Source organism: Azospirillum sp. CT11-132, assembly GCF_047302835.1.
Classification (GTDB): Bacteria; Pseudomonadota; Alphaproteobacteria; order Azospirillales; family Azospirillaceae; genus Azospirillum.
The window spans coordinates 1,070,685-1,094,836 of sequence record NZ_JBGLZA010000003.1 but is presented as its reverse complement, the minus strand read 5'-3'; the positions used below and the strand labels follow the sequence as shown (position 1 = coordinate 1,094,836).

Genomic DNA, 24,152 nt, shown 5'->3' with positions numbered 1-24,152 from the left:
TTCAGCGCCGTCCGGTCGGGCGGCCGAAGCGCGACGGCGTGCCGAAACGCGAGGCGATCTTGGCGCCGGTCGGCTTGGGCGGCGGCGGGGGAGGGGGCGGCGGCGGGGTTTCGCCACGCGGCACGCCGCCGCCCGACGCCATCTCCGCCAGATCCTTCACCAGCTTCTGCACGCTGCGCACGCGGGCCTGCGGGTCGGGCCATTCGCGGATATAGACCAGCTTGTGGTCCGGCCGCAGCTTCATCAACGTCAGATGCTGGGCGATGTAGGTCAGCAGCTTGGCCGGCTCGGCATAGAAATTGTCGTGGAAGGCCAGGACCAGCCCCTTCGGCCCGGCATCGACCCGGTCGATGTTGGCCTGTTTGCACCAGCGCTTGATGGTGACGACGTCCAGCAGGTTCTCGACCTCCTCGGGCAGCTTGCCGAAGCGATCGATCAGTTCGGCGGCGAAGCCGTCCACCTCGGCCCGGTCGACCAGATCGGCGATGCGGCGGTAGAGCGACAGACGCACCGTCAGGTCGGGGACGTAGCTTTCCGGGATCAGCACCGGCGTGCCGAGGTTGATCTGCGGCACCCATTCCTGCGCCGCCGCAGCAGCGACGGCACCCTCCTGCATGGCGGCGCGGGCGTTGGCGACCGCCTCCTCCAGCATCTGCTGGTAAAGCTCGACACCGACCTCGCGCACCTGACCCGACTGCTCCTCGCCCAGCAGGTTGCCGGCGCCGCGGATGTCCATGTCGTGGCTCGCCAACTGGAAGCCGGCGCCCAGGCTGTCCAGCGTCTCGATGACGTGCAGGCGCTGCTGGGCGGTGGCGTTCAGCGGCTTGTTCGGGGCATAGGTCAGATAGGCATAGCCGCGCTTCTTCGACCGGCCGACGCGGCCGCGGATCTGGTAGAGCTGGGCCAGCCCGAACAGGTCGGCGCGGTGGACGATCAGCGTGTTGGCGTTGGGAATGTCCAGGCCGCTTTCAATGATGTTGGTGGCGAGCAGAACCTCGAACTTGCCCTCGTCGAAGGCGGTCATCACGTCTTCCAGCTCGCTGGCCGGCATCTGGCCGTGGGCGGTGACGATCTTCACCTCCGGCACCAGATCGCGCACCCGCTCGGCGACCTTCGCCAGATCCTCGATGCGTGGGCAGACATAGAAGGTCTGACCGCCGCGGTAATGTTCGCGCAGGATCGCCTCGCGGATCACCACCGGGTCATAGGGCAGGACAAAGGTGCGAACCGCCAGCCGGTCGACCGGCGGCGTGGCGATCAGCGACAGTTCGCGCACGCCGGACAGCGCCATCTGCAGCGTGCGTGGGATCGGCGTGGCGGTCAGCGTCAGCACGTGGATGTCGGCGCGCAGTTCCTTCAGCCGCTCCTTCTGCTTCACCCCGAAATGCTGCTCCTCGTCGACGATGACCATGCCGAGCCGCTTGAAGTCGAGACCCTTGGCGAGCAGGGCATGGGTGCCGACCACGATGTCGGCCGTGCCCTCCGCCAGTTCCTTCTTGACCAGCGTCTGTTCGCGGGCGGTGACCATGCGCGACAGCTGGACCACGCGCACCGGCAGCCCGTTGAACCGGGTCGAGAAGGTGCGGAAATGCTGGCGGGCGAGCAGGGTGGTGGGCACGACGACGGCGACCTGCTTGCCGCTCATCGCCACCATGAATGCGGCGCGCAGGGCCACCTCGGTCTTGCCGAATCCGACGTCGCCGCAGACCAGCCTGTCCATCGGCCGGCCGCTGCCGAGGTCGGTGAAGATGTCCTCGATCGCCTTCAACTGGTCGTCGGTCTCGGGATAGGGGAAGCGGGCGGCGAACTCCTGATAGACGCCCTCCGGGGTCAGCACCGGATCGGCCTTCTTCAGCATGCGCTCCGCCGCGATCTTCAGCAGGGCTTCCGCCATGTCCTTCAGGCGCTTCTTGACCCGCGCCTTGCGGCCCTGCCAGCCGGCGCCGCCCAGCTTGTCGAGCTGGACGTTGGCGTCCTCGGAGCCGTAGCGCGACAGCACCTCGATGTTCTCGACCGGCACATACAGCTTGTCGCCGCCCTCGTAGATGATGCGCAGGCAGTCGTGCGGAGCGCCGGTGACCTCCAGCGTCTCCAGCCCGTCATAGCGGCCGATGCCGTGGTCCATGTGGACGACGATGTCGCCTTCATGCAGGGCCGAATGCTCGGCGATGAAGTTGGCGGCCTTGCGCTTCTTCTTGGCCGGGCGGACCAGACGGTCGCCGAGGATATCCTGTTCGGTGATGACGGCAAGGTCGGGGGAGGTGAAGCCATGCTCCATCCCCAGCACGATGGTGCCGATGATGCCGCGGTCGAAGCGGCGCACATCCTCCATGCTTTCCGCCGGCTCCAGGCCGGGGATCCCGTGGTCGGCCAGCACGTTGGACAGGCGGTCGCGCGATCCGGCAGAATAGCCGGCGATCAGCACCCGCCGCCCGTCGGCGCGCAGCGCCCGGATATGGTCCTTCACCGCGTCGAAGACGTTCACGTCGGGGCGGTTGCGCTCCTCCGCGAAGTCGTGGCCGCGCTTCCCGCCGGCGTCCACCGTGCCCTTGATGCCGGGGGGCGTAGAGAAGATCTGGAGCTGCGCCACCGCGCGCTCCGCCATCAGTGCGTCCCAGACGCCGGCATCGAGGAACATCGAGGCGACCGGCACCGGCTTGTAGACCGGCGAACCCGCCCGCTTCTCGATGGTCATCATCGAATCGCGGGAGGCGTGGAAATCGACCACTTGGGCGATGCGGGCGTCGCGGGCCTCGTTGGCCTGATGGTCCAGGCTGACGATGCCGCGCGGCAGGTAATCCAGCACCGTGTCCATGCTCTCATGAAACAGCGGCAGCCAGTGCTCCATCCCGCCATAGGACCGGCCGGCGGAAATCGCCTCATAAAGCGGATCGTCGTCGGTCACCGCGCCGAACAGTTCGCGGTAGCCTGAGCGGAAACGGGCGATCCCGGCCTCGTCCAGAAACACCTCCGACATTGGCTTCAGCTCGACTTTGTCGCGCTTGTCGGTGGTGCGCTGGGTCATGGGATCGAAGGCGCGCACCCCCTCCAGCTCGTCGCCGAACAGGTCGAGGCGCAGCGGTTCCTCGGTGCCCGGCGGGAACAGGTCGACGATGCCGCCGCGCACCGCGAACTCGCCCGGCTCCCGCACCGTCTGGGCGCGGGTGTAGCCGTTGCCGGCGAGGTAGCGCTGCAGCTTCTCCAGGTCGATCCGGTCGCGCAGCTTGGCCGAGAATACCGCGTTCTTGAAGGCACTGCGCGGCGGCACCTTCTGCACCACGGCGTTGACGGTGGTCAACACGATCAGCGGCGCCAGCCCGTCGCGGTTCGACGCCGCCTCGCGCCTTGCGATCAGACGGGTCAGCGTGCCGATGCGGCGGGCGACGATGCCGCCGTTCGGCGACACCCGGTCGTAGGGAAGGCAGTCCCAGGCCGGGAAGGTCAGCACCTCCAGCTTCGGCGCGAAGAAGGCCAGCGCCTCCGCCAGCAGGGCACAGCGCGTGTCGTCCAGCGCCACATGCAGCAGGCCATAGGCCCCGGCCTTCTGCGCAAGCTCCGCCAGAATGCGGGCGTCATGACCCTCGGGCGCGCCGCCGATCAGGAGACGGCCGGCGCGGCCGGGCTGGAGATCGTAACTGACCAAAGGAGGATGCCTCGGAGAAGGGGAGTGCTTGTCGGGGAGCCTTGTTGGCCGCGGCTCCGTCAGGACCCTTGACGTGGTGTGTAACGGAATGCCGTCAACAGGCGCATCACGTCATTGTCATGCTCGGCCGGCACCGGCTCCCGTCCCGACATCCAGTCATAGAGGTCGGGATCGCCAAGCTCCAGCAGCGCCTCGAATCGGTCGAGCATGGCGTGGTCGAAGTCGCCGACATGGGCGTCGGCGAAGCTGCCCATCAGCAGGTCCATCTCGCGCGTGCCGCGGTGCCAGGAGCGGAAGCGCAGGCGCTTGCGGCGGTTCTCAAGCGATTCGGCCTTCTCGGGAGCCGGTGCGGTACCGTTTTCGGTCATTTCTGTCCAACGTCGAAAGCCCCCAGCGCCACCAGCGGCGAAGAGGGGAACCATTCAGGAACCCCATCCTGCACGGGCCGGCGCGGCGATGCAACCATGGCCGCCCGTCTTGGCACCCCGTCTTGACCCTGGCCAACTGATGTCCTATCTGCGCTCAGACCCGTGGGGACGACCCCACCGATGGAAAGAGGGTAACCGGGTGGGGACGACCCCGCCATTCCAGGACGGAGACGCCGTCATGGCGTGGGTCACGCTGTTTTTCGCCGGTCTTTTCGAAATCGCCTGGGCCGTCGGCCTGAAATACACCGAGGGCTTCACCCGCCTGATGCCCAGCGTGCTGACCGCCGCGGCCATGCTGGCGAGCATCCTGCTCCTGGGAGCGGCGTTGAAGACGCTGCCGCTGGGGACCGCCTATGCGGTGTGGACGGGCATCGGCACCGTCGGCACCGCAGTGCTGGGGATGATGCTGTTCGGCGAGCCCGCCGGGGCGCTGCGACTGCTGTGCATCGCCGCGATCGTCGGGGGGATCGTGGGGCTGAAGGTTCTGCATGGGTGAGGGGGGAGCTGAGAGCCCTCACTTGCCCCCACCCCAACCCTCCCCCGCTGGGCGGGGGAGGGAGCAGGCGCTTGAGCGGGAGAGTGGCGGCAGTCCCTCCCCCGCCCAGCGGGGGAGGCTAGGTGGGGGTCTAACTTACCCCTTCAAAGCGCTTCCGTCCGGCAGGTCAGCCCCAACGTCTCCGCCGTGTTGGCCACCGCCGACAGGCAAACCTCCGCCCGCTCCGCCGGGATCGACACCGAGAAGCGCAGGACGTAGCGTTCGCCGGCACGGTCGGGCAGGGTCTGCGCGTCCAGGCGGACGATGTTGGCGTCGAACTGGGTGAAGATCTCCGACAGACGCGCCACGAGGCCGGGCTGGTCACCGCCCGACACCTCGACGCGGTGGGTGATCAGCACCTGCGGGCCGGGCTGCGGGTCGAAGACGAAGGGGCTGACCTTCACCTCGGCACCGGCCAGGACGGGCAGGGACGACAGGCTGGCCTGAAGCTCCGCCACCGTGAGACCGTCAGGCAGCTCGCAAACGGCGGAGAACTCCGCACCGCTGCCCAGCGAAGCGAAGGTGGCGTCGCGCAGGTTGATGCCCTGTTCGAACAGATGGCTGGTGACGCCGGAGACCAGACCGACCCGGTCGGGGCAGAAGGTGGAAACCAGGGCCAAGCCAGCAGTCGATTCCGTCGCCATCGCACGTCTCCCGTGATCGGTTTTCTTCGAGGGGCACGGGTTCGGCCGTGCCGTCCGGATGGCCGATCATCGAAGCGGGGTGGCGGGAACGCCAGAACAAAATCGCGTTCAGCCCCCGGTCAGCCCCAACTCAGCCGCCAAACAACCGGCGCGCGGCGTCGCTGATGGCATGCAGTTCGGTCGCCAGCGCCGGATCGACATCGTCGACATAATGGGAGGCGAGCAAGCCGAAATTCAGCTCGTCGGCGCGGTCCAGCCGCTTGGCTCCGTCGCGCGCCGCGCCGTCGACATAGTCGAGCTGGCGCTGGATGCTGGTCAGCCAGCTGTTCTCCGGCTCCCGCCGTGCCAGCGCGGCAATCCCGGCCTGGGCCTGCGCGATCCGGCGGCACAGCTCGTCCGTGGTGGCGATGTCGGGCATTGCGGGACTCCGTTGCGAAAGGCGGCGGCCAGTCTGGACCTCCGCCGCCATCGGGAGAACAGCGACGGCGGTGGTTGGTCACGACCCTACTGAACCAGTCCGCCACTGGCGACGCCGGCCTTGACGGTGTTCGGCACCACGACCTGGGCGCAGCCGCCCTTGGTCTGCACGCTGGTGCCGGGAGTGGTCCAACTGTCGACGATGGGGGCGGCGACCGATTTCAGCCCCTGGCCGTCGGGCAGAACCGCCTTGTACTCGGCCCGGCCGGTGCCGGAGATGCCGAGGCAGTCGGGCGTCGCCGTCACAACCGGAGAGAAGAAGTTGCCGAATCGGATGCTGTCGTAGCCGGTGCGGACATATTGGTACCAGCTGGTGCCGGCGGCGACATCGATCACCTCCAGCGGCTTGGAGAAATCGATGCCCTTGGAGTCATCGGCGTAGCGGGCGGAGGTGAGGTCGGTCGAGGCGTAGAAATAGCTCGCCACCACCACCCGGGCGTTCATCTGGTCCGCGTTGGTGCCGGCGGACTTGGCGGCGCTCACCTGCTCGGCGGTGGGGGCGGTCTGGGCGTTTCCCGGCAGCGCCGAGACAAGCGCCAGTCCCAATGCGAGTGTTGCGGCCTTGAAGATGTGCGAAAGCGAATGCATGGGCAATCATCCGATCCGGAAGGTTGAAAATCTTCCAAAGGACGATACCCATGCAATCGGCCGCTCCAAGCCCGAAATGCGAAGAGGGGCCGGACCGCATCTACGGTCCGACCCCTCTTCAAGGCAAGGGAGTGGGGATGCCCTCGGGCGTCAGGCCGCGGTGCCGCCGACCGTCAGGCCTTCCAGCTTCAGCGTCGGCTGGCCGACGCCGACCGGCACGCCTTGGCCGTCCTTGCCGCAGGTGCCGACGCCGGGGTCGAGACGGCTGTCGTTGCCGATCATAGAGACCCTGGTCAGGCTGTCCGGCCCGTTGCCGATCAGGGTGGCGCCCTTCACGGCGGGACCCAGCTTGCCGTCCTCGATCAGGTAGGCCTCGCTGGCGGAGAAGACGAACTTGCCGTTGGTGATGTCAACCTGACCGCCGCCGAAGTTCTTGGCATAGATGCCCTTCTTGACGGAGGCGATGATCTCTTCCGGCGTGTGGTTGCCGTTGCGCATCACCGTGTTGGTCATGCGCGGCATCGGGTTGTAGGCGAAGCTCTGGCGCCGGCCGTTGCCGGTCGGGCGCATGCCCATCAGGCGGGCGTTCATGCGGTCCTGCATGAAGCCGACCAGGATGCCGTCCTCGATCAGCGTGGTGCACTGGCCGGGGGTGCCCTCGTCATCGACGCTGATGGAGCCGCGCGAGTTTTCGATGGTGCCGTCATCGACGATGGTGACGCCGGGGGCGGCGATGCGCTGGCCCATCAGCCCGGAGAAGGCGGAGGTCTTCTTGCGGTTGAAGTCGCCCTCCAGCCCGTGGCCGATGGCCTCGTGCAGCAGGATGCCGGGCCAGCCGCTGCCCAGAACCACCGTCATCTCGCCGGCCGGAGCGGGGACGGAGGCGAGGTTGACCAGTGCCTGCCGCAGCGCCTCGTCGACGAAGCCGCGCCAGGTTTCCGGCTGGATGTAGTGTTCGTAGGTGACGCGGCCGCCGCCGCCATAGCCGCCGGTCTCCATCCGGTCGCCCTCGGCCACCACGACGGAGACGTTCAGCCGGACCAGCGGGCGCAGGTCGGCGACGCGCACGCCGTCGGCGCGCATGATCTGCACCGCCTGCCATTCGCCGCTGATCGAGCAGCTGACCTGCCGCACCCGTTCGTCCTTGGCGCGGGCATAGGCGTCGATGTCGGCCAGCAGCTTCACCTTTTCCTCGAAGGGGACGAGGTGAAGGGGGTTGTCGGGGATGTAGAGCGCCCGGTTGGTGCCGGCTGGCGGCTCCGCCAGTGTGCCGGTGTGGCCGGCCTGCACGGCGCGCACGGTGGCGGCGGCACGGCGGATCGCCTCTTCCGAAAGGTTGCTGGCGTGGGCGTAGCCGGTCGCCTCGCCGGCGATGGCGCGCAGGCCGAATCCCTGGGTGGTGTCGAAGCTGGCGGATTTCAGCTTCCCATCGTCCCAGCCCAGCGACTCGCTCTGGGCGTATTCAAGATAGAGCTCCCCATCGTCGGCACTGTGCAGGGCGTCCTGCACGACGCCTTCCACGCGGGCGCGGTCCATGCCGGCGCGGTTGAAGAAGAGATCGTCGGTGACGGCAAGCGCGCTCATGAAAACTCCGAACCTGTGATGGGGCGGAACCCGGTCTGCCCGGCCTGACGGCTTGTGCCGGCCTTGTTCCATGGTAGGACACAATGTCATGGCGGGCGGTCTCGCGCCGCGCCGTACGATGTGTTCTAACGGACTGACTATAGTGTGGCGACGCTGGCGCGATCCGGCAAGTTCGCCGATGCCGGATTGTGTAACCTCACGGTACGGTGCTGGGATGGCGGAGGAAAGCATGGGCGACGGAGCGGTGCGGACGACCACGGATAGCCTCAACCGCGCCGGCGCCTCCGGAACCGGTGCCGGCATGACCGGGCCGCGTCCGCTGCGGGACCATCCGCTGCGGCAGACTCTGACCAACGAGGTCCATGCCCGGCCGCCCGAATCGCTGACCGCGCCGGTGCGCGCCACCATGCTGGCGATGCTGTCGGGGGAGGGCGCGGCGGAGGCCGACCGCCGCCACCTGGAGGCGCTGTGCGACTGGGCCGGCGTGGTCCGCCCGCCGCAGGGCGCCACCCACCACAGCGCGTCCTTCGGCAGCTTCCATCTGAAGTGGGAGCGGCATACAGAGTTCTCGACCTGGACGGTCTTCCGCCCCAGCGCCATGCCGGCAGGCTCCCTGGCTGATCCTTTCCTGGAACCGGCGCTGCACGCATTGCCGCGCGACTGGCTGGCAGGGCTGCCGGGCGAACTGCTGGTCGGCATCCACGTCGCCGTGCTCTCCCCCGACCAGCCGGAGCCGTCCCCCAACATGATGGCGGCGATGTTCGGGTCGGAGAGCTATGTCGGGTCGCGGATCGCCGGCCGGTCGGCGACCGCCTGGACCGACTTCCGCATCCATGGCGATGGATTCTCCCGGATGCTGGTCGCCGACCATTCGATGACTCCGCGCCAGACCGGCCGCGTCGTCCAGCGGCTGCTGGAGATCGAGACCTATCGCGTGCTGGCCCTGCTGGCCCTGCCGATGGCGCGCGGCGTGCTGCCCCGCATCGGCCCGATCGAGGCCGGGCTGTCCGACGTCACCACCCGCATCGCCAGCCTGCGCGACCTGCAGGACGAGCGTGACCTGCTGGACCGCCTGACCCTGCTGGCGGCCCAGACCGAGCAGATCTCCGCAGAGACCGCCTATCGATTCGGCGCCGCCCGCGCCTATTACGAGCTGGTGGAGCGGCGAATCGAGGAACTGCGCGAGATCCGGATCGAAGGGCTGCAGACCATCCAGGAGTTCATGGATCGCCGCCTGAACCCGGCGATCAGCACCTGCGAGGCGGTGGAGCAGCGTCTCGATTCGCTGTCGCAGCGCGTCGCGCGGGCCAGCAACCTGCTGCGCACTCGTGTGGAGATCGCGGTGGAGGGGCAGAACGCCGAGCTGCTCCAATCCATGGACCGCCGTGCGCAATTGCAGCTGCGCCTGCAGGAGACGGTCGAGGGGCTGTCGGTGGTGGCGATCAGCTATTACCTCGTCGGCATCGTCGGCTATGCGGCGAAGGGGCTGAAGGGCTTCGGGTTCAAGGTCGATCCCGACATGCTGGTGGGGGTGATGATCCCCATCGTCATCGCCTTCGTCTGGTCGGGCGTGCGCCGGATTCGCAAGGTGCTGGTCGGGGGGCATTGAGGGGCGCGGCTGCAGCAGTTTAGCTGTTCTTCACGGGCTAGTTAGACCCCCACCTAACCTCCCCCGCTGAGCGGGGGAGGGACTGCCGCCACTCTCCCGAACAAGCACCGGCCTTCCTCCCCCGCCCAGCGGGGGAGGATCGAGGTGGGGGCAAGCGCCTATCACCTTCGCTCATCTGGCCCGAGGCCCGAACCTCCCCCATCCTTACCCACTGAGTCGCGCTCCAGCGCTGCAATAATCCTGCGCGCCGCAGTCTCTGCGCCCTCACATCCTTTCCAGCCCCAATTCCTGCAAAAATCCGCTTGTCGAACGGACTGCGGCGGAATGTCGCATGGCATGACCACAATCCGCGCTCAACCTTTATCCACACGGCCCATCCGAATGTGAGGAAAAGTCTATGCATACAGTGGAAGAGAGGAAAGGCTTGTAACCCAGCGGGGCGCGGGGATAAGCTCCGGCTGCGGGTATATGTCGCGCTAAGATGGCGTGATCCCTGCATAAACTGGCGTTCGCTGATAAGCCCAACCATGGACCGCGCGAACAGAAAACGGTCCGGACCAACAGGGCGGAGGGAGCGTCGGCGGGAAGAGACGACCGCGTGCCATGACGAGCGTCGCGGCTAAGAAGGGGTTGGGGATGAGAAGGCAAAGCCTGTACGCCGCCGGCCTGGCGGCTGTGCTGTCGATGGTAGGGGGCTGGGGCGTGACGACCGCCCTGGCGAACGAGCCGCGGCCGTGGGAGATGGGCATGCAGCCCTCCGCCTCGCCGGTCAAGCACCTGATGACCTCGTTCAACGACCTGCTGACCGTCATCATCACGCTGATCGTGATCCTCGTCGCGGGCCTGCTGGCCTATTGCGTCGTCCGTTTCAACGCGAAGAGGAATCCGGTCCCGTCGAAGACCTCGCACCACACGCTGCTCGAGGTCGCCTGGACCGTGGTTCCGGTCATCATCCTGATCGTGATCGCCGTTCCGTCCTTCAAGCTGCTCTATGCGGCGGAACGCATCCCGCAGGCCGACATGACCATCAAGGTCACCGGCCACCAGTGGTACTGGGATTACGAATATCCCGATCACGGCAACATCACCTTCTCCAGCTACATGATCCCCGAGACGGATCTGAAACCCGGCCAGAAGCGCCTGCTGGAGGTCGACAACCGCGTGGTCGTTCCGGTGAACACCACCGTGCGCGTGCTGGTGACGGCCGGCGACGTGATCCATTCCTGGGCGGTTCCCTCCTTCGGCCTGAAGAAGGACGGCGTTCCCGGCCGCATCAACGAGACCTGGTTCAAGGCCGAGCGCGAAGGCGTCTATTACGGCCAATGCTCCGAGATCTGCGGCACCAACCACGGCTTCATGCCGATCGCGGTGGAAGCCGTGTCCCGTGAAGCGTTCGACGCCTGGGTCGCCAAGGCCAAGACCGCCTTCGCGCCGAAGGACGGCGACCGCGACGTGACGCAGCGCCCGACCGGCACGCTGGTCGAGTAAACGCGGGTCGAACAAGCGGACGTCGCAACGCCCGCCAGAGGGACGACGCGATAAGAAGAACCCACCCAGCCGCCGGACGTCCGAACGAACCGGATCGGACGGCGGCCAGGGACAGCGACAAAGGGTAGAGACATGGCAAACGCCACACCGGGACATGGGGAGCATGCTGGCGATCATGGGCACGGGCATGACGATCATCACGTCCCCGGCTTCGTGCAGCGCTGGTTCTATTCGACCAACCACAAGGACATCGGCACGCTCTATCTGATCTTCTCGGTCATCGCCGGGCTGATCGGCGGCCTGTTCTCCGTCATCATGCGGGCGGAGCTGCAGTCGCCGGGGCTGCAGTTCGTCTCCGACGGCCAGATGTGGAACGTGCTGATCACGGCGCACGGCCTGATCATGGTGTTCTTCGTGGTGATGCCGGCGCTGATCGGCGGCTTCGGCAACTGGTTCGTGCCGCTGATGATCGGCGCGCCCGACATGGCCTTCCCGCGCATGAACAACATCAGCTTCTGGCTGATCGTGCCGGCCTTCCTGCTGCTGCTGGGCTCCGCCTTCGTCGGCACCGGCGCCGGAACCGGCTGGACGATCTACCCGCCGCTGTCATCGACGCTGGGTCACAGCGGGCCATCGGTCGACATGGCGATCTTCGCCCTGCATCTGGCCGGCGCCAGCTCGATCCTCGGCGCGGTGAACTTCATCACCACCATCTTCAACATGCGCGCGCCCGGCATGACGCTGCACAAGATGCCGCTGTTCGTCTGGGCGATGCTGGTGACGGCCTTCCTGCTGCTGCTGGCGGTGCCGGTGCTGGGCGGCGCCATCACCATGCTGCTGACCGATCGCAACTTCGGCACGACCTTCTTCAATCCCGAAGGCGGCGGCGACCCGATCCTGTTCCAGCATTTGTTCTGGTTCTTCGGCCACCCCGAAGTCTACATCATGATCCTGCCGGCCTTCGGCATCATCAGCCACATCGTGTCGACCTTCTCCAAGAAGCCGGTGTTCGGCTATCTCGGCATGGCCTACGCCATGGTCGCCATCGGCGTGGTCGGCTTCGTCGTGTGGGCGCACCACATGTACACGGTCGGGCTGGACGTCGATACCAAGGCCTACTTCACCGCCGCCACCATGATCATCGCGGTGCCGACCGGCGTGAAGATCTTCTCCTGGATCGCCACCATGTGGGGCGGGTCGATCGAATTCCGGGTGCCGATGCTGTGGGCGCTGGGCTTCATCTTCCTCTTCACCGTCGGCGGCGTCACCGGCGTGGTGCTGGCGAATGGCGGTCTCGACAACTATATGCACGACACCTACTACGTCGTGGCCCACTTCCATTATGTGCTGTCGCTGGGTGCCGTGTTCTCGATCTTCGCCGGCTGGTACTACTGGATCGGCAAGATGTCGGGGCGCCAGTATCCGGAGTTCTGGGGCAAGGTCCATTTCTACACCACCTTCCTCGGCGTCAACCTGGTGTTCTTCCCGCAGCACTTCCTGGGCCTGTCGGGCATGCCGCGCCGCATCCCGGACTACCCGGACGCCTTCTGGGGCTGGAACATGATCTCGTCGCTGGGCGCCTACATCTCCTTCGCTTCCACGCTGCTGTTCGTGTGGATCGCCTGGAAGACCCTGCGCAGCGGTGAACGGGTGCCGGGCGCCTATTGGGGGCCGCAGGCCGGTACGCTGGAGTGGACGGTCAGCTCGCCGCCTCCGTTCCATGCGTTCGAAACGTTGCCGCAGGTGAAGTAAGCATGCTAACGGGCGGGCGTCGCCGCGAGGAGGCGCCCGACCGATCAAAAGGACAGAGCCGAGCAGCCCGAAAATGGGCGCCGGTGTTGAGGGCGCCGGGGTGACGGACCCGGGGTTAGAAGACAAGGACATGATATGACGGACGTGACGAACGAACTGACGCTCAACCACACCGGAGGGGCGTCGGCCGGTGACTTCATCGAGTTGCTCAAGCCGCGGGTCATGTCGCTTGTGGTCTTCACCGGGCTGGCCGGCATTGTGCTGGCGCCCGGCCACATCCACCCCTTCCTGGCGATGGTCGCCGTCCTGTGCATCGCCGTCGGCGCCGGCGCGTCGGGCGCCATCAACATGTGGTACGACCGCGACATCGACGCGGTGATGACCCGCACGGTGAAGCGGCCGATCCCGTCGGGCCGGGTCGAACCGGCGGAGGCGCTGGGCTTCGGCGTCACCCTGTCGGTTCTGTCTGTGGTGGTGATGGGGCTGGCGGTGAACTGGACGGCGGCGGCGCTGCTGGCGGTCACCATCGGCTTCTACATCTTCGTCTACACCATGTGGCTGAAGCGCCGGACCCCGCAGAACATCGTGATCGGCGGGGCTGCCGGCGCCTTCCCGCCGATGATCGGCTGGGCCGCGGTGACCGGGACGGTCGATCTGCCGTCCGTCCTGCTGTTCCTGCTGATCTTCCTGTGGACTCCGCCGCATTTCTGGGCGCTGGCCCTGTTCCGCAACGGCGACTACACCCGCGCCGGCGTGCCGATGATGCCGGTGGTGGCGGGAGAGGCGGCGACCAAGCGCCAGATGCTGCTCTACACGCTGATCCTGCTGCCGGTGGCCGCGGCGCCGTACTTCGCCGGCATCGCCGGTCCGGTCTATCTGGCGGTGTCCGCCATCCTGGGCCTGATGTTCGTCGGCTGCGCCGTCCGCGTCCTGCGGGCAAGCAACGACAAGCCGGCCAAGAAGATGTTCGGTTTCTCGATCCTGTACCTGTTCCTGCTGTTCGCCGTGATGATGGGCGAGCGGATGATCCTCGGAGGGTGGGCATGACGGTAATGGAACGCGATGACCTGACCGAAACCCGCACTTCGGTCGAAGAGCAGAGGCGGCAGGAGGCCGACCTGCGGGCCAGGAAGCTGCGTGGCCGCAATCTGGCGGTTCTGGCCGCGCTGCTGGCGCTGGTCGCCCTGTTCTACGCCATCACGGTCGTGCGGATGAGCGGGGCGCACTGATGGCCGGGCGCGACGACAGGCTGCGCCGCCGCAACCGCCTCATCCTCGGCAGCCTGTTCGGGCTGGTGGCAGGGATGATCGGGCTGACCTATGCGTCGGTCCCGCTCTACTCCCTGTTCTGTTCCGTCACCGGTTTCGGTGGCACGACCCAGCGGGCGGAGCAGGCCGCGGCGCGCGTCCTCGACCGCAAGGTGACCATCCGATTCAACGCCGACACCAACTCCGCCCTTCCCTGGTCCTTCAAGCCGGAGCAGAAGGAACTGGTGCTGAAGCTGGGCGAAACCGGGTTGGCCGCCTATCGCGCCGAGAATAGGGCGGCAAAGCCCACCGTCGGCACCGCCGTCTACAACGTCACGCCCGAAAAGGCGGGCGCCTATTTCAACAAAATCCAATGCTTCTGCTTTGACGAGCAGATCCTGGAGCCCGGCCAAGTCGTTGACATGCCGGTGACCTTCTTCGTCGACCCGTCGATGGCCGACGATCCGAACATGGACGACGTGAGCACCATCACGCTGTCCTACACCTTCTTCCGCGCCAAGGACAGCGAGGCCAAGCTTGCGCAGCACACGGCCACCGCCACGTCCGAGGCTTCGGGGGCAAGCAAACAAAAGGCGGAGCCGGGGGCGACCGCCACAAACTAAACAATATGGGGTAGTGAGACGATGGCCGACATCACCCACGGGCAAATGCCGCACGCCGAACCATCAGCCCATGAACCGGGCGCCGGCATCCCGCATCCCTACCATCTGCTGAAGCCCAGCCCCTGGCCGCTGATCGGCGCCTTTTCCGGCGGGCTTCTGGCGACCGGGCTGGTCATCTTCATGCATGGCGGCGGCAAGTTCCTGCTGGTGCTGGGCGTGCTGGCCATTCTGGTGACGATGTTCGGCTGGTGGCGCTCCGTCATCCGGGAATCGGTGGTCGAGCGTGCGCATACGCCGGTGGTGAAGATCGGCCTGCGCTATGGCATGGCGCTGTTCATCGCGTCGGAGGTGATGTTCTTCGCCGCCTTCTTCTGGGCCTTCTTCCATGCGGCGCTGGAGCCCAAGGTTTCGCCGATCAATCCCGACGCCATCTGGCCGCCGCCGAACGTGCATGTCATCGACCCGTTCGACATGCCGCTGATGATGACGCTGACGCTGCTGCTGTCGGGCGTGACCGTCACCTGGGCGCACCACGCGATTCTGGAGGGGCATAACCGGACGGCCGCCAAGGCGCTGGGCCTGACCGTTCTGTTGGGCGCGCTGTTCACCTTCTTCCAAGGCTACGAGTACGTCCACGCCGCGTTCAAATTCACCGACGGCATCTTCCCGTCGACCTTCTACATGGCGACCGGCTTCCACGGCTTCCATGTGCTGGTTGGCACCATCTTCCTGGCGGTCTGCTGGGTGCGCACGGTGAAAGGGCATTTCACGCCGGAAAGCCATTTCGGTTTCGAGGCGGCGGCCTGGTACTGGCACTTCGTCGACGTCGTCTGGCTGTTCCTGTTCGTGTCGGTCTATTGGTGGGGTGGTCATGGCGGTGTGATCGCCGCCCACTGACGCCACCGGTGCCGAGCCGTTCCGGCGGCCCATATGTCTGCCGGAACGGTCCGAGCGGGAGGTCATTGCGTGATCGATCTGTACCCCAGAGTTTCCCCGTTATCGGCGGGCTTGCGCAGCGTTTGCCCGCGCTGCGGCAAGGGGCGGCTGTTCGACGGCTATCTGACGGTGGCGGAGCGCTGCAATGTCTGCGACCTGGATTTCTCCCAGGTCGACAGCGGTGACGGGCCGGCGGTTTTCCTGATCTTCATCCTGGGTTTCCTGGTTGTGCCGGTGGCGCTCTGGGTGTCGATGACGGTGGACTGGCCGTTGTGGCTGCATGCCATCGTCTGGAGCATCGTCGTGCTGGCGCTGACGCTGGGCATGCTGCGGCCCGCCAAGGCCTATGTCGTCGCCTTGCAGTACCGTTATCGCCGCAGCGAAGTGGAGAAGGGATCGTGAGCGCCACCGCAGTCGAGACGGGGGAGCGGCGCCGCTTCCGCCCGTCGCTGGGGGCGACGCTGGTCACCCTCGCTGGGCTGGCGGTGACCATCGGGCTCGGCACATGGCAGCTGGAGCGGCTGCAGTGGAAGCAGGACCTGATCGCGCGGATCGATCGGCAGATGGCCGAACCGGCGGTGCCTCTGCCCGCCCGCCTCGACGATCCGACAGTGTGGGAGTTCCGTCCGGTGACGCTGGCCGGCCGCTTCCTGAACGACAAGGAAATGTTGCTGATCGCCCGCCCGCACCAGGGACAGGTGGGCTACGAGGTGCTGACGCCATTCCAGCGGGCGGACGGGGCCGGCATCGTGCTGGTCAACCGCGGTTTCGTGCCGATGGACCGCCGCGATCCGGCGACCCGCACCGCCGCGCGGGTGGAGGGGGAGGTGAGCGTCAAGGGCGTCGTCCGCGTGCCGCAGCCTGCCGGTTTCTTCCAGCCCGGCAACGGCACCCCGGCGCCGGGGTCCGCCTGGATGCGCGCCGATCCGCCGGCGATGGCGGCGGCGCTGTCGCTGGGTGAGGTGGCTCCTGTGGTGGTGGAGATGCTGCCGGGGCAGGGGGCCGGGTTGCCCGGTGCGCCGGCCGGGACGCTGGCGGGAATTGCGCCGCGGGTGGAGTTGCCGAACAACCACCTGCAGTATGCCTTGACCTGGTATGGGCTTGCGGTATCGCTCGCCGGGATCTACGTGCTGTCTCAGCGCAAGCGCGCCGACACCGGAACCGACGGACGACCCGATGACCGCATATCAGGAGCTTGAACGCCGCCACGCCCGTATCGCCGCCATCGGCGACGCGCTGGGCATCCTCGGCTGGGACACCCAGACGATCATGCCGGAAGGGGCCAACGACGGCCGGGCGGAGCAGACCGCGACCCTGTCGGTGATTGCGCACGAGTTGGCGACCGACCCGCGCATGGCCGACCTGCTGGCCGAGGCGGAGAGCGACGACAGCCTCGACGCGTGGCAGCGCGCCAACCTGCGCGAGATGCGCCGGAATCACGTCCACGCCACCGCCATCCCCGCCGACCTGGTGGAGGCGACCAGCAAGGCCGTCTCCGTCTGCGAGATGACATGGCGCGCGGCGCGTGCCGAGAGCGACTTCGCCAAGCTGCTGCCCTCCCTGACCGAGGTGCTGGCCCGCGTGCGAGAAGGAGCGGAAGCGCTGGGCGCCGTGATGGGGATCAGCGCCTATGACGCGCTGCTCGACAGCCACGATCCGGGGGCGCGGGCAGAGCGCATCGACGCACTGTTCGCCGATTTGTCAGGCTTCCTGCCCGACCTGATCGGCCGCGTGCTCGACAAGCAGGCAGCGGCACCGGCAATCGTCGAGCCGCAGGGGCCGTTTCCCGTCGATAAGCAGCGTGAGCTTGGCGTCCGCATGATGGAGCGGCTGGGCTTCGATTTTAGCCGCGGCCGGCTGGATGTGTCGCTGCATCCCTTCTGCGGCGGGGCGACCGGCGATGTGCGCATCACCACCCGTTACGACGAGGCGAACTTCACCGACGCGCTGATGGGCATCCTGCACGAGACCGGCCATGCGCTGTACGAGCAGAACCGTCCGCGCGCATGGTTGAGCCAGCCGGTGGGCCAATCGCGCGGCATGGCAGTGCATGAAAGCCAATCTTTGCTGATGGAGATGCAAGCCTGTCGCTCGGCGGAGTTCATCACGTGGCTGGCGCCGGTGGTGCGCGAGACCTTCGGCGGAGAGGGACCAGCCTGGGAGGCCGACAACCTGCGCCGGCTCTACAGCCGGGTGGAACGTGGCTTCATCCGGGTCAACGCCGACGAGGTCACTTACCCCGCCCACATCATCCTGCGCTATCGCCTGGAAAAGGCACTGATCGCCGGCGACCTGACCCTGCCGGATCTGCCGGGCGCCTGGAACGATGGTATGGCCGAGTTGGTGGGGGTGGTGCCGCCGGACGACCGCCTTGGCTGCCTGCAGGATATCCACTGGCCCGGCGGCGGCTGGGGCTATTTCCCGAGCTACACGCTGGGTGCGATGACCGCGGCCCAACTGTTCGACGCTGCCCGCACCGCCGATCCCGAGATCGTCCCGGCGCTGTCGCGGGGCGAGTTCGCGCCGCTGGTGAACTGGCTGCGGGTGAATGTGCATGAGACGGGCTGCTTCCACGCCTCCGGTGACGAGTTGCTGACTGCCGCGACCGGCCGGCCGCTGGATGCGACGGTGTTCAAGCGCCATTTGGAGCGGCGGTATCTCTGACCGTCAACTCGCGGGAGGCGTGCGGAAGCCTCTTGGCAAGCGTGAGAAATGGCTTATCTTTAGGGACAGGTGCGTCGGGGCCTGATCTACCCCGACGCACCCATCCGATCAGCGGTTCAGAAGATCAAGGCACGCCTTGATGATCTGCAACAGCAGGATCAGGAGTGTGAGGATCTTTTCCATCCTCTTCTCTCCCTTGGTGTGTGCGGCGGTGGCGGCCTATCCGCCACCCCGTTCACACAGTTCCACTATAGATGCACGGTTGCAGATGTGTGCGGCGCCACTGGCCGACAGCGTGCAAATTCCTGTGGATAATCCATTTCCCAGGAGAAAGCTTCGATCGTCAGCAACTGTTTGGGCATGAAAAAGGCCGCCCTTGAGGCAGCCGTTTTTCGTTGCGCGTGACTGCGAAGATTACCCGCGCGCGGTGGTGCGCAGCGTCTCCTCGGCGGCACGAATCAGGGCCATCGACTTGTTGACGGTCTCCTGATACTCGGCCTCCGGATCGCTGTCGGCGACGACGCCGCCGCCGGCCTGGACATACATCATGCCGTCCTTCAGCACGGCGGTGCGTAGCGCGATGCAGGTGTCCATTGCACCGGACGCGCCGAAATAGCCGACGCAGCCGGCATAGACTCCGCGGCGGGCCTTCTCCAACTCGTCAATGATCTCCATCGCGCGGACCTTCGGCGCACCAGACACCGTACCGGCGGGGAAGCCGGCGACCAGGGCGTCGAGCGCGTCGAACTTCGGATCGAGGTCGCCCTCGACGTTGGAGACGATGTGCATGACGTGGCTGTAAAGCTCCACGATCATCTTGGACGTCACCTTGACCGTGCCGACCTTCGCCACCCGGCCGACGTCGTTGCGGCCGAGGTCGAGCAGCATCAGGTGCTCGGCCAATTCCTTCGGATCGCTCAGCAGATCGGCGGCCAGCGCCTCGTCTTCGGCCGTGGTGGCGCCGCGCTTGCGGGTGCCGGCGATGGGACGGACGGTCACCTTGCCGTCACGCACGCGCACCAGGATTTCCGGGCTGGAGCCGACGACCGTCAACTCGCCGAAGTCGCAGTGGAACAGGAAGGGCGACGGGTTCAGGCGGCGTAGCGTGCGGTACAGCGCCAGCGGCGACGGCTTGAAGGGAAAGCGGATGCGTTGGGACGGCACGACCTGGAAGATGTCGCCGGCGCGGATGTACTCCTTCGCCTTCTCCACGATCGCGTGATACTCCTCGCGCGTCGTGTTGGAGGTCCAGGCCAGCGGCAGACCGTTCTCCGTCCGTGGCTCCCGCCGGTAGGGCAGGGGACGCTCAAGGTCGGCCAGCGCGTCGGTCAGCCGTTCCCGCGCGTCGGCATAGGCCGTGGCGGCATCCTTGCCGGCCTTCGGCCACACCGGCGTCACCAGCGTGATCGAATCGGTGTGGCTGTCGAAGATGGCGACGATGCTGGGCCGGGTCAGGATGGCGTCCGGGATGTTCAGCTCGTCCGGATTGTTGTCCGGCAGCCGTTCCATCAGGCGGACCATGTCGTAGGTCATGTAGCCGAACAGACCGGCGGCCATCGGCGGCAGTTCTTCCGGCAGCGGGATCCGGCTCTCGTTGATCAGCGCGCGCAACGCTTCCAACGGCGCTTGGTCGAGCGGCTTGAAGGCGTCGCGGTCGTGCAGGGCATCGCGGTTGATCTCCGCCCGGTTGCCGCGCGACCGCCACACCACGTCGGGCTTGAAGCCAATGACCGAATAGCGGTCGCGCCGCGACCCGGCCCCGCGTTCCGCCGACTCCAGCAGGAAACCGAACGGACGTCCATCCGCCAGCTTCATATAGGCGGAAACCGGCGTCTCCAGATCGCTGACCAGCGTGGTCCACACCACCTGCGGCCGACCGGCGGCGTAAGCGGCATCGAAGGTGGTGGTATCGGGCTGGACCTTCACGGCACGGAACCTCTCGGGGTTGCTGTCGGCTGAGCCGGAGACTCAGTTGCTGGCGAAGAACTGGTCGATGCGCTGGCGGTGGATGCGGACCGGATACTTGTCGCGCAGCGCGTTGGTGAATTCGGCCACCAGATCGTTCTCCATCCCCTGTTCGACCGATGCGCGGACCGGCGCCAGATCGGCGTCGGCGGCCTTCGGGTCGGCCGGGATGACCTCCTTCAACCGGGCGACGACCTGCGCGTCGGCGGTGTTGCCGGTAACGACCTCGTTCGGCTTGGCGGCGAACAGCTTGGCAACCATGTCTGCCGGCAGGCCCTGCACCGACTGGGCATCACGGGTGAAGGGGGAGGTCATGGCGAAGCTGGCGCCGGCCTGGGTGGCGACGTCCTGCGCGGCGGCTTCCGATCCCTGTTTCAGGCGGGCGGCGATCTCCTCCGCCTTCTTGGCGGCGCGCTCGGCGCGCTGCTCCTGCTGCCAGTCGGCGACGACCTGATCGCGCACGTCGGCCAGCGGACGGACGGCGGCGGGGATCACGCTGTCGACGCGGACGGCGGTGAAAACGCTGCCCTCGCCCTCGGTCAGGTTGGAGGTTGCGCCGGTCTTCAGCTGGAAAGCACTCGGCAACTGCGCCTTCAAGCCGGGAAGGTCGGGGGCGGCGTCCTTGCCGTCCGGCGCCTTGCCGGTGCTGTCGACGGCGGCGACCTTGGTCAGGGCCAGACCCTGGGCCTGTGCGACTTCCTCCAGCGGCGCACCGCTGGCGAGCTGGTCCTCGACCCGATTGGCGATGGAGAAGACGGAGTCGAGCGCCTGCTCCTTCTTCAGCTCCGCCTCCAGCTGGCCGCGCACATCCTCGAAGCTCTTGGTCGAGCCGGGGGTGACGCCGGTGACGGCCATGACATGCCAGCCGAGCGCGCTCTTGATCGGGTCGGAGGGCTTGCCGGGCTCCAGCGCGAAGGCGGCGTCGCCGATTTCCGGCAGGTCGGCCTTGGCGATGTTGTCCAGGGTCACCGGCTCGACGCCGGCATCCTTGGCGGCTTCGGCGATGCCCTTGGCCTTCGCGGCTTCGGCGATCTGCTTGGCCTTCGCCTCATCGTCGACCACCACCATCTGCACGGTGCGCTTTTCCGGGGCGCCGAATTCGTTCGCGCGCTCCTCATACGCCTTGCGCAGCTGGGCATCGTCGATCTTGATGTCCTTGGCGAGCACGTCGGGCGACAGACGGGCGACCGTCAGGGCGCGGTATTCCGGGGCGGTGAAGCGGACCTGATGGTCCTCATACGACTGCTTGATCGTCGCGTCGTCGGGCACACCGACATCGCCGATGGCGGCGTTGGGCAGGGTCACCACCTCCGCCACGCGCTTTTCGCCGCGATAGCGGTAGAGGTCCTGCACCAGCGGCTGCGGCGGGGTGAGGCCGGCGGACACCGCACCGGCGACCAGCTGGCGCGCCGTCTCGCGCTGGATCATCGCGACATAGCCGTCTTCGGTCAGCTGGTTGTTGCGCAGCACCGACCGGAAGACGTTCGGGTCGAACTGGCCCTGCTGGTTGCGGAAGGCCGGCTCTTCGGCGATGCGCATGCGGACCACCTCCGGCCCGACGGCAATGCCCATATCGGCCGCCGCGAGGTCGAACAGCGTGCGCTGGATCAGCGATTGCAGCGACTGCTCCAGAAGGCCGAATCGCTTTGCCTGCTCGGCGGTCAGGTTGCCGCCCAGCATCGGGCGAAGCCGTTCCATCTGCCGGCGGAATTCCTGGTCCAGCGCCTGCTGCCCGATCTCCACCTTGCCGACCTCGGCGACGGTGGTGGGAGTGGTGGAGCGGAACACGTCGCCGATCCCCCAGATGCCGAAGCTGAGGATCAACAGCACGAACAGGATCTTGACGACCCAGGAGCCGGCGAAATTGCGGATGAACTGGAGCATGGGACCCGAATCTAAGCGCGTCGTTCGGCCATCCGGCCGGGGCGGCGCATCATAGATAGGGGAGGGTGGGGCGGCAACAGCCCATTTCCACACCGCCGATCTCCGGCGTCGTTCCTCTCGTCAGGGTCAATTCGCAAACGAACGCCCCGGCTCCACGGAAAAGGTGGGGCCAGGGCGTCGGAAACTCACCGTTTACTGGAACCCTAGGCGGGTGCCGGGATCACTTCAGCGCGTCTCGCACGGCATCCTTGGCGCCGCCGATGCTGTTCTGAACCTTGCCGGCGGCCTTTTCGCCGCGGCCCTCGGCCTCGATCTTGGTGTCGCCGGTCAGCTTGCCGGCCGCTTCCTTGATCGAACCCTTGACGGTGCGGGCGGCGCCCTCGATCCGGTCCTTGTCCATGGTGGCAACCTCTTGCGTGTTGGTTATGCCGGAACAACAGGAGGGATGGGCAAAGGGTCCATTACAAATAGTACACGAAAGACAAGCCGGCCCCGCTGAGGGATTCGCGGATCAGGCCCGGCGCGGCTCGTCGATGCCGCGGCCGGCCCCGCGCGGCGGGGTGCCGCCGCCGGTGCGCATCGGGCCGGCGCTGTGCCGGCGCAGCGCCGCCAATTGCAGGGCGTGGTGGGCGATCTTGTCGCGGAAATCGCGGTCGACCCGGCTGAAGGCGCTGTAGGCCAGCCTCACCGCCGACGGAGAGCGGGTGCGCAGGGCCTCATTCAGGGAATCGCGCAGGGTGCGCAGTTCGAGGATGCCGGGAACGAAGGCCATCTCGACCGCCTCCGCCAGGATTTCAACGGAACACAGCGTCGCTTCGTCGTCGAGCGTAAGCCTCACTCTGCCGCGTCCAATCTGATCGTCAGGGCTGATGGTCAGGAACCAAGCAGGTCGAGAACCGCCGACAGACAGCGGTGTCGGGTCAGGCACTCCTCGCAGCATCGGACGGCCTGGGCCGGCTCCGGGCAATGCTGACGGCGCAATGCCTCCAGTCCCTGAAACAGGACGTGCTTCTTCGCATCCGAGATCACGTCGGTGGCCTGGATCGTTTCGAAAGCGTCCCGCATAGGGTTGGTCGCATCTATGAACATCGCCGTATGCCTCCGTTAGCGGCGAATCTATGCCGCACCCTCGGGGAAGTCCATGAATGCGCTGTAATATTGCGGCGGCAAGTTGAAACGAGCTGTGGCGCCATTCACCGGCGCGCAACGCATTGACGCGGCAATCGGCGATGGGCAGCATCGGCCCCGTCGATGACGGGGAGGAAACGGAGGCAGGATGGCGCGGGCGCTGGGGACGACGCTGGCCGTCTACGGTGCGGCCGCACTGGCGGAGATCGCCGGCTGCTTCGCCTTCTGGGCCTGGATACGGCTGGGGCGGAGCGCATGGTGGGTGCTGCCCGGATTCGCGAGCCTCTGCCTCTTCGCGTGGCTGCTGACGCGGGCCGACGCCGATTTCGCCGGGCGGGCCTATGCCGCCTATGGCGGCGTCTACATCGCGGCGTCGCTGCTGTGGCTCTGGCTGGTCGAGGGCGCGCGGCCGGACCGCTGGGACGCGGCCGGCGCACTGGTCTGTCTGGCGGGGGCGGCGCTTATTCTTGCCGGCCCGCGCGGGGGCTGAAGGTCGGCGGCCGGTTGACAGAGCGCCGCAGGGCAGGACCATTCACCAGGACGAGGCGGCCGGCGTCGTCCACCCGCAGATAGGCGCCGACGCGCACGGTCCGGCGAAGGATGTCGTCGTTGAGCATGATCTGCGCATCGGCCAGGGACAGCGGAGTGCCCTGGTAGTACGCACGGCCGTCGGCGTGGCTGATCTGGCTGAATGCGTTGGTCATGTCTGAATGCTCCCAATCGATTTCTTGAACCGCGGACCGTTGGCGGACCCGAAGCGACGGCAGCATCCGGCGTGACGCTGGTGGTTCACGCCTGCGGCTGCGGCCATTGTCGGACAAACGCCTGGGACGTCCGGTTTATTCCTCCATCGCGGGCTGTGAGGCGAATTGCTTCCCGTGCGGGGAATGTGTGGAGAGAATCCTGGGGCCAATACCGCCGCAGGTCCAGTCCACTGCGGTGGATGCCACCGAATTG

General features: G+C 66.9%; 24 protein-coding genes. 12 read left to right on the top strand and 12 right to left on the bottom strand.

What is annotated here, in order from left to right; genetic code table 11:
* Position 1: 1 nt before the first annotated feature.
* Together mfd and ACCD06_RS10950 are read right to left on the bottom strand one after the other, a co-directional pair.
* Entirely contained in the window at positions 2-3,643 is a 3,642-nt protein-coding gene (mfd, locus tag ACCD06_RS10955; protein WP_413340628.1) for a transcription-repair coupling factor, read from the bottom strand.
* A gap of 59 nt (positions 3,644-3,702) precedes the next feature.
* Positions 3,703-4,011: a succinate dehydrogenase assembly factor 2 gene (locus ACCD06_RS10950; protein ID WP_413340626.1), complete on the bottom strand. Its 309-nt coding sequence runs from the start codon at positions 4,009-4,011 to the stop codon at positions 3,703-3,705.
* 238 nt (positions 4,012-4,249) lie between these two features.
* Between ACCD06_RS10950 and sugE the strand changes: the two genes are divergently transcribed.
* Positions 4,250-4,567 carry a quaternary ammonium compound efflux SMR transporter SugE gene (sugE, locus tag ACCD06_RS10945; RefSeq protein ID WP_413340624.1) on the top strand — a complete coding sequence of 106 codons (318 nt, stop codon included), beginning with the start codon at positions 4,250-4,252 and terminating at the stop codon, positions 4,565-4,567.
* A 143-nt stretch (positions 4,568-4,710) separates the two neighbouring features.
* Here the strand turns inward: sugE and ACCD06_RS10940 are convergent, their stop codons facing one another.
* The 4 genes from ACCD06_RS10940 to tldD all read right to left on the bottom strand — a co-directional run bounded on the left by ACCD06_RS10940 (position 4,711) and on the right by tldD (position 7,899).
* Positions 4,711-5,250: a glycine cleavage system protein R gene (locus ACCD06_RS10940; protein ID WP_413340623.1), complete on the bottom strand. Its 540-nt coding sequence runs from the start codon at positions 5,248-5,250 to the stop codon at positions 4,711-4,713.
* A 130-nt stretch (positions 5,251-5,380) separates the two neighbouring features.
* Entirely contained in the window at positions 5,381-5,668 is a 288-nt protein-coding gene (locus ACCD06_RS10935; protein ID WP_413340621.1) for an immunity protein Tsi6 family protein, read from the bottom strand.
* 86 nt (positions 5,669-5,754) lie between these two features.
* Positions 5,755-6,315 (bottom strand): polymorphic toxin type 46 domain-containing protein, encoded by a 561-nt coding sequence (locus tag ACCD06_RS10930; RefSeq protein ID WP_413340619.1) that lies wholly within the window; start codon positions 6,313-6,315, stop codon positions 5,755-5,757.
* A gap of 150 nt (positions 6,316-6,465) precedes the next feature.
* On the bottom strand, positions 6,466-7,899 hold the full coding sequence (gene tldD, locus ACCD06_RS10925) for a metalloprotease TldD (RefSeq protein WP_109073163.1): 1,434 nt from the start codon (positions 7,897-7,899) through the stop codon (positions 6,466-6,468).
* Between the two features lie 229 nt (positions 7,900-8,128).
* Between tldD and ACCD06_RS10920 the strand changes: the two genes are divergently transcribed.
* From ACCD06_RS10920 to ACCD06_RS10875, 10 genes are all read left to right on the top strand, one after another.
* Positions 8,129-9,508, top strand: coding sequence for a DUF3422 family protein (locus ACCD06_RS10920; RefSeq protein WP_247871541.1), 1,380 nt, complete (start codon positions 8,129-8,131; stop codon positions 9,506-9,508).
* Positions 9,509-10,144: 636 nt separating this feature from the next.
* Positions 10,145-10,996 (top strand): cytochrome c oxidase subunit II, encoded by an 852-nt coding sequence (gene coxB, locus ACCD06_RS10915; protein WP_413340617.1) that lies wholly within the window; start codon positions 10,145-10,147, stop codon positions 10,994-10,996.
* Positions 10,997-11,128: 132 nt separating this feature from the next.
* Positions 11,129-12,748 carry a cytochrome c oxidase subunit I gene (gene ctaD / locus ACCD06_RS10910; protein ID WP_199232075.1) on the top strand — a complete coding sequence of 540 codons (1,620 nt, stop codon included), beginning with the start codon at positions 11,129-11,131 and terminating at the stop codon, positions 12,746-12,748.
* Positions 12,749-12,883: 135 nt separating this feature from the next.
* Positions 12,884-13,795 carry a heme o synthase gene (cyoE, locus tag ACCD06_RS10905; RefSeq protein WP_413340614.1) on the top strand — a complete coding sequence of 304 codons (912 nt, stop codon included), beginning with the start codon at positions 12,884-12,886 and terminating at the stop codon, positions 13,793-13,795.
* Positions 13,792-13,977: a hypothetical protein gene (locus tag ACCD06_RS10900; protein WP_146205467.1), complete on the top strand. Its 186-nt coding sequence runs from the start codon at positions 13,792-13,794 to the stop codon at positions 13,975-13,977. The genes cyoE and ACCD06_RS10900 overlap by 4 nt, the downstream gene beginning before the upstream one ends.
* Complete coding sequence (locus ACCD06_RS10895; RefSeq protein WP_413340612.1) at positions 13,977-14,618, top strand: cytochrome c oxidase assembly protein; 642 nt, start codon at positions 13,977-13,979, stop codon at positions 14,616-14,618. The genes ACCD06_RS10900 and ACCD06_RS10895 overlap by 1 nt, the downstream gene beginning before the upstream one ends.
* A 21-nt stretch (positions 14,619-14,639) precedes the next feature.
* Positions 14,640-15,515 (top strand): cytochrome c oxidase subunit 3, encoded by an 876-nt coding sequence (locus ACCD06_RS10890; protein ID WP_413340610.1) that lies wholly within the window; start codon positions 14,640-14,642, stop codon positions 15,513-15,515.
* A gap of 33 nt (positions 15,516-15,548) precedes the next feature.
* Positions 15,549-15,956: a DUF983 domain-containing protein gene (locus ACCD06_RS10885; RefSeq protein ID WP_109076409.1), complete on the top strand. Its 408-nt coding sequence runs from the start codon at positions 15,549-15,551 to the stop codon at positions 15,954-15,956.
* Positions 15,953-16,753, top strand: coding sequence for an SURF1 family protein (locus ACCD06_RS10880; protein WP_413340608.1), 801 nt, complete (start codon positions 15,953-15,955; stop codon positions 16,751-16,753). The genes ACCD06_RS10885 and ACCD06_RS10880 overlap by 4 nt, the downstream gene beginning before the upstream one ends.
* Positions 16,731-18,218: a carboxypeptidase M32 gene (locus ACCD06_RS10875; RefSeq protein WP_413340606.1), complete on the top strand. Its 1,488-nt coding sequence runs from the start codon at positions 16,731-16,733 to the stop codon at positions 18,216-18,218. Before ACCD06_RS10880 ends, ACCD06_RS10875 begins: the two co-directional genes overlap by 23 nt.
* 414 nt (positions 18,219-18,632) lie before the next feature.
* Here ACCD06_RS10875 and trpE read toward each other — a convergent pair whose 3' ends face one another.
* From trpE to ACCD06_RS10850, 5 genes are all read right to left on the bottom strand, one after another.
* Entirely contained in the window at positions 18,633-20,144 is a 1,512-nt protein-coding gene (gene trpE / locus ACCD06_RS10870; RefSeq protein ID WP_109076406.1) for an anthranilate synthase component I, read from the bottom strand.
* A gap of 42 nt (positions 20,145-20,186) precedes the next feature.
* Entirely contained in the window at positions 20,187-22,067 is a 1,881-nt protein-coding gene (locus ACCD06_RS10865) for a SurA N-terminal domain-containing protein (protein ID WP_413340604.1), read from the bottom strand.
* Positions 22,068-22,287: 220 nt separating this feature from the next.
* Positions 22,288-22,467 (bottom strand): CsbD family protein, encoded by a 180-nt coding sequence (locus ACCD06_RS10860; RefSeq protein WP_413340602.1) that lies wholly within the window; start codon positions 22,465-22,467, stop codon positions 22,288-22,290.
* 111 nt (positions 22,468-22,578) lie between these two features.
* Entirely contained in the window at positions 22,579-22,905 is a 327-nt protein-coding gene (locus ACCD06_RS10855) for a hypothetical protein (protein WP_109076403.1), read from the bottom strand.
* A gap of 35 nt (positions 22,906-22,940) precedes the next feature.
* Positions 22,941-23,156, bottom strand: coding sequence for a hypothetical protein (locus ACCD06_RS10850; RefSeq protein ID WP_109076402.1), 216 nt, complete (start codon positions 23,154-23,156; stop codon positions 22,941-22,943).
* A gap of 187 nt (positions 23,157-23,343) precedes the next feature.
* Between ACCD06_RS10850 and ACCD06_RS10845 the strand changes: the two genes are divergently transcribed.
* Positions 23,344-23,685: a YnfA family protein gene (locus tag ACCD06_RS10845; protein ID WP_109076401.1), complete on the top strand. Its 342-nt coding sequence runs from the start codon at positions 23,344-23,346 to the stop codon at positions 23,683-23,685.
* On the opposite strand, the gene ACCD06_RS10840 is transcribed toward ACCD06_RS10845, so the two are convergent.
* Complete coding sequence (locus tag ACCD06_RS10840; protein WP_109076400.1) at positions 23,657-23,899, bottom strand: hypothetical protein; 243 nt, start codon at positions 23,897-23,899, stop codon at positions 23,657-23,659. The genes ACCD06_RS10845 and ACCD06_RS10840 overlap by 29 nt on opposite strands.
* Positions 23,900-24,152: the final 253 nt, after the last annotated feature.

Excerpts from the sequence above, each read along its gene's own strand:
- ACCD06_RS10950 (WP_413340626.1), bottom strand. The coding sequence starts at position 4,011 with ATGACCGAAAACGGTACCGCACCGGCTCCCGAGAAGGCCGAATCGCTT.
- sugE (WP_413340624.1), top strand. The coding sequence starts at position 4,250 with ATGGCGTGGGTCACGCTGTTTTTCGCCGGTCTTTTCGAAATCGCCTGG.
- ACCD06_RS10940 (WP_413340623.1), bottom strand. The coding sequence starts at position 5,250 with ATGGCGACGGAATCGACTGCTGGCTTGGCCCTGGTTTCCACCTTCTGC.
- ACCD06_RS10935 (WP_413340621.1), bottom strand. The coding sequence starts at position 5,668 with ATGCCCGACATCGCCACCACGGACGAGCTGTGCCGCCGGATCGCGCAG.
- ACCD06_RS10930 (WP_413340619.1), bottom strand. The coding sequence starts at position 6,315 with ATGCATTCGCTTTCGCACATCTTCAAGGCCGCAACACTCGCATTGGGA.
- tldD (WP_109073163.1), bottom strand. The coding sequence starts at position 7,899 with ATGAGCGCGCTTGCCGTCACCGACGATCTCTTCTTCAACCGCGCCGGC.
- ACCD06_RS10920 (WP_247871541.1), top strand. The coding sequence starts at position 8,129 with ATGGGCGACGGAGCGGTGCGGACGACCACGGATAGCCTCAACCGCGCC.
- coxB (WP_413340617.1), top strand. The coding sequence starts at position 10,145 with ATGAGAAGGCAAAGCCTGTACGCCGCCGGCCTGGCGGCTGTGCTGTCG.
- ctaD (WP_199232075.1), top strand. The coding sequence starts at position 11,129 with ATGGCAAACGCCACACCGGGACATGGGGAGCATGCTGGCGATCATGGG.
- cyoE (WP_413340614.1), top strand. The coding sequence starts at position 12,884 with ATGACGGACGTGACGAACGAACTGACGCTCAACCACACCGGAGGGGCG.
- ACCD06_RS10900 (WP_146205467.1), top strand. The coding sequence starts at position 13,792 with ATGACGGTAATGGAACGCGATGACCTGACCGAAACCCGCACTTCGGTC.
- ACCD06_RS10895 (WP_413340612.1), top strand. The coding sequence starts at position 13,977 with ATGGCCGGGCGCGACGACAGGCTGCGCCGCCGCAACCGCCTCATCCTC.
- ACCD06_RS10890 (WP_413340610.1), top strand. The coding sequence starts at position 14,640 with ATGGCCGACATCACCCACGGGCAAATGCCGCACGCCGAACCATCAGCC.
- ACCD06_RS10885 (WP_109076409.1), top strand. The coding sequence starts at position 15,549 with ATGTCTGCCGGAACGGTCCGAGCGGGAGGTCATTGCGTGATCGATCTG.
- ACCD06_RS10875 (WP_413340606.1), top strand. The coding sequence starts at position 16,731 with ATGACCGCATATCAGGAGCTTGAACGCCGCCACGCCCGTATCGCCGCC.
- ACCD06_RS10865 (WP_413340604.1), bottom strand. The coding sequence starts at position 22,067 with ATGCTCCAGTTCATCCGCAATTTCGCCGGCTCCTGGGTCGTCAAGATC.
- ACCD06_RS10860 (WP_413340602.1), bottom strand. The coding sequence starts at position 22,467 with ATGGACAAGGACCGGATCGAGGGCGCCGCCCGCACCGTCAAGGGTTCG.
- ACCD06_RS10850 (WP_109076402.1), bottom strand. The coding sequence starts at position 23,156 with ATGTTCATAGATGCGACCAACCCTATGCGGGACGCTTTCGAAACGATC.
- ACCD06_RS10845 (WP_109076401.1), top strand. The coding sequence starts at position 23,344 with ATGGCGCGGGCGCTGGGGACGACGCTGGCCGTCTACGGTGCGGCCGCA.
- ACCD06_RS10840 (WP_109076400.1), bottom strand. The coding sequence starts at position 23,899 with ATGACCAACGCATTCAGCCAGATCAGCCACGCCGACGGCCGTGCGTAC.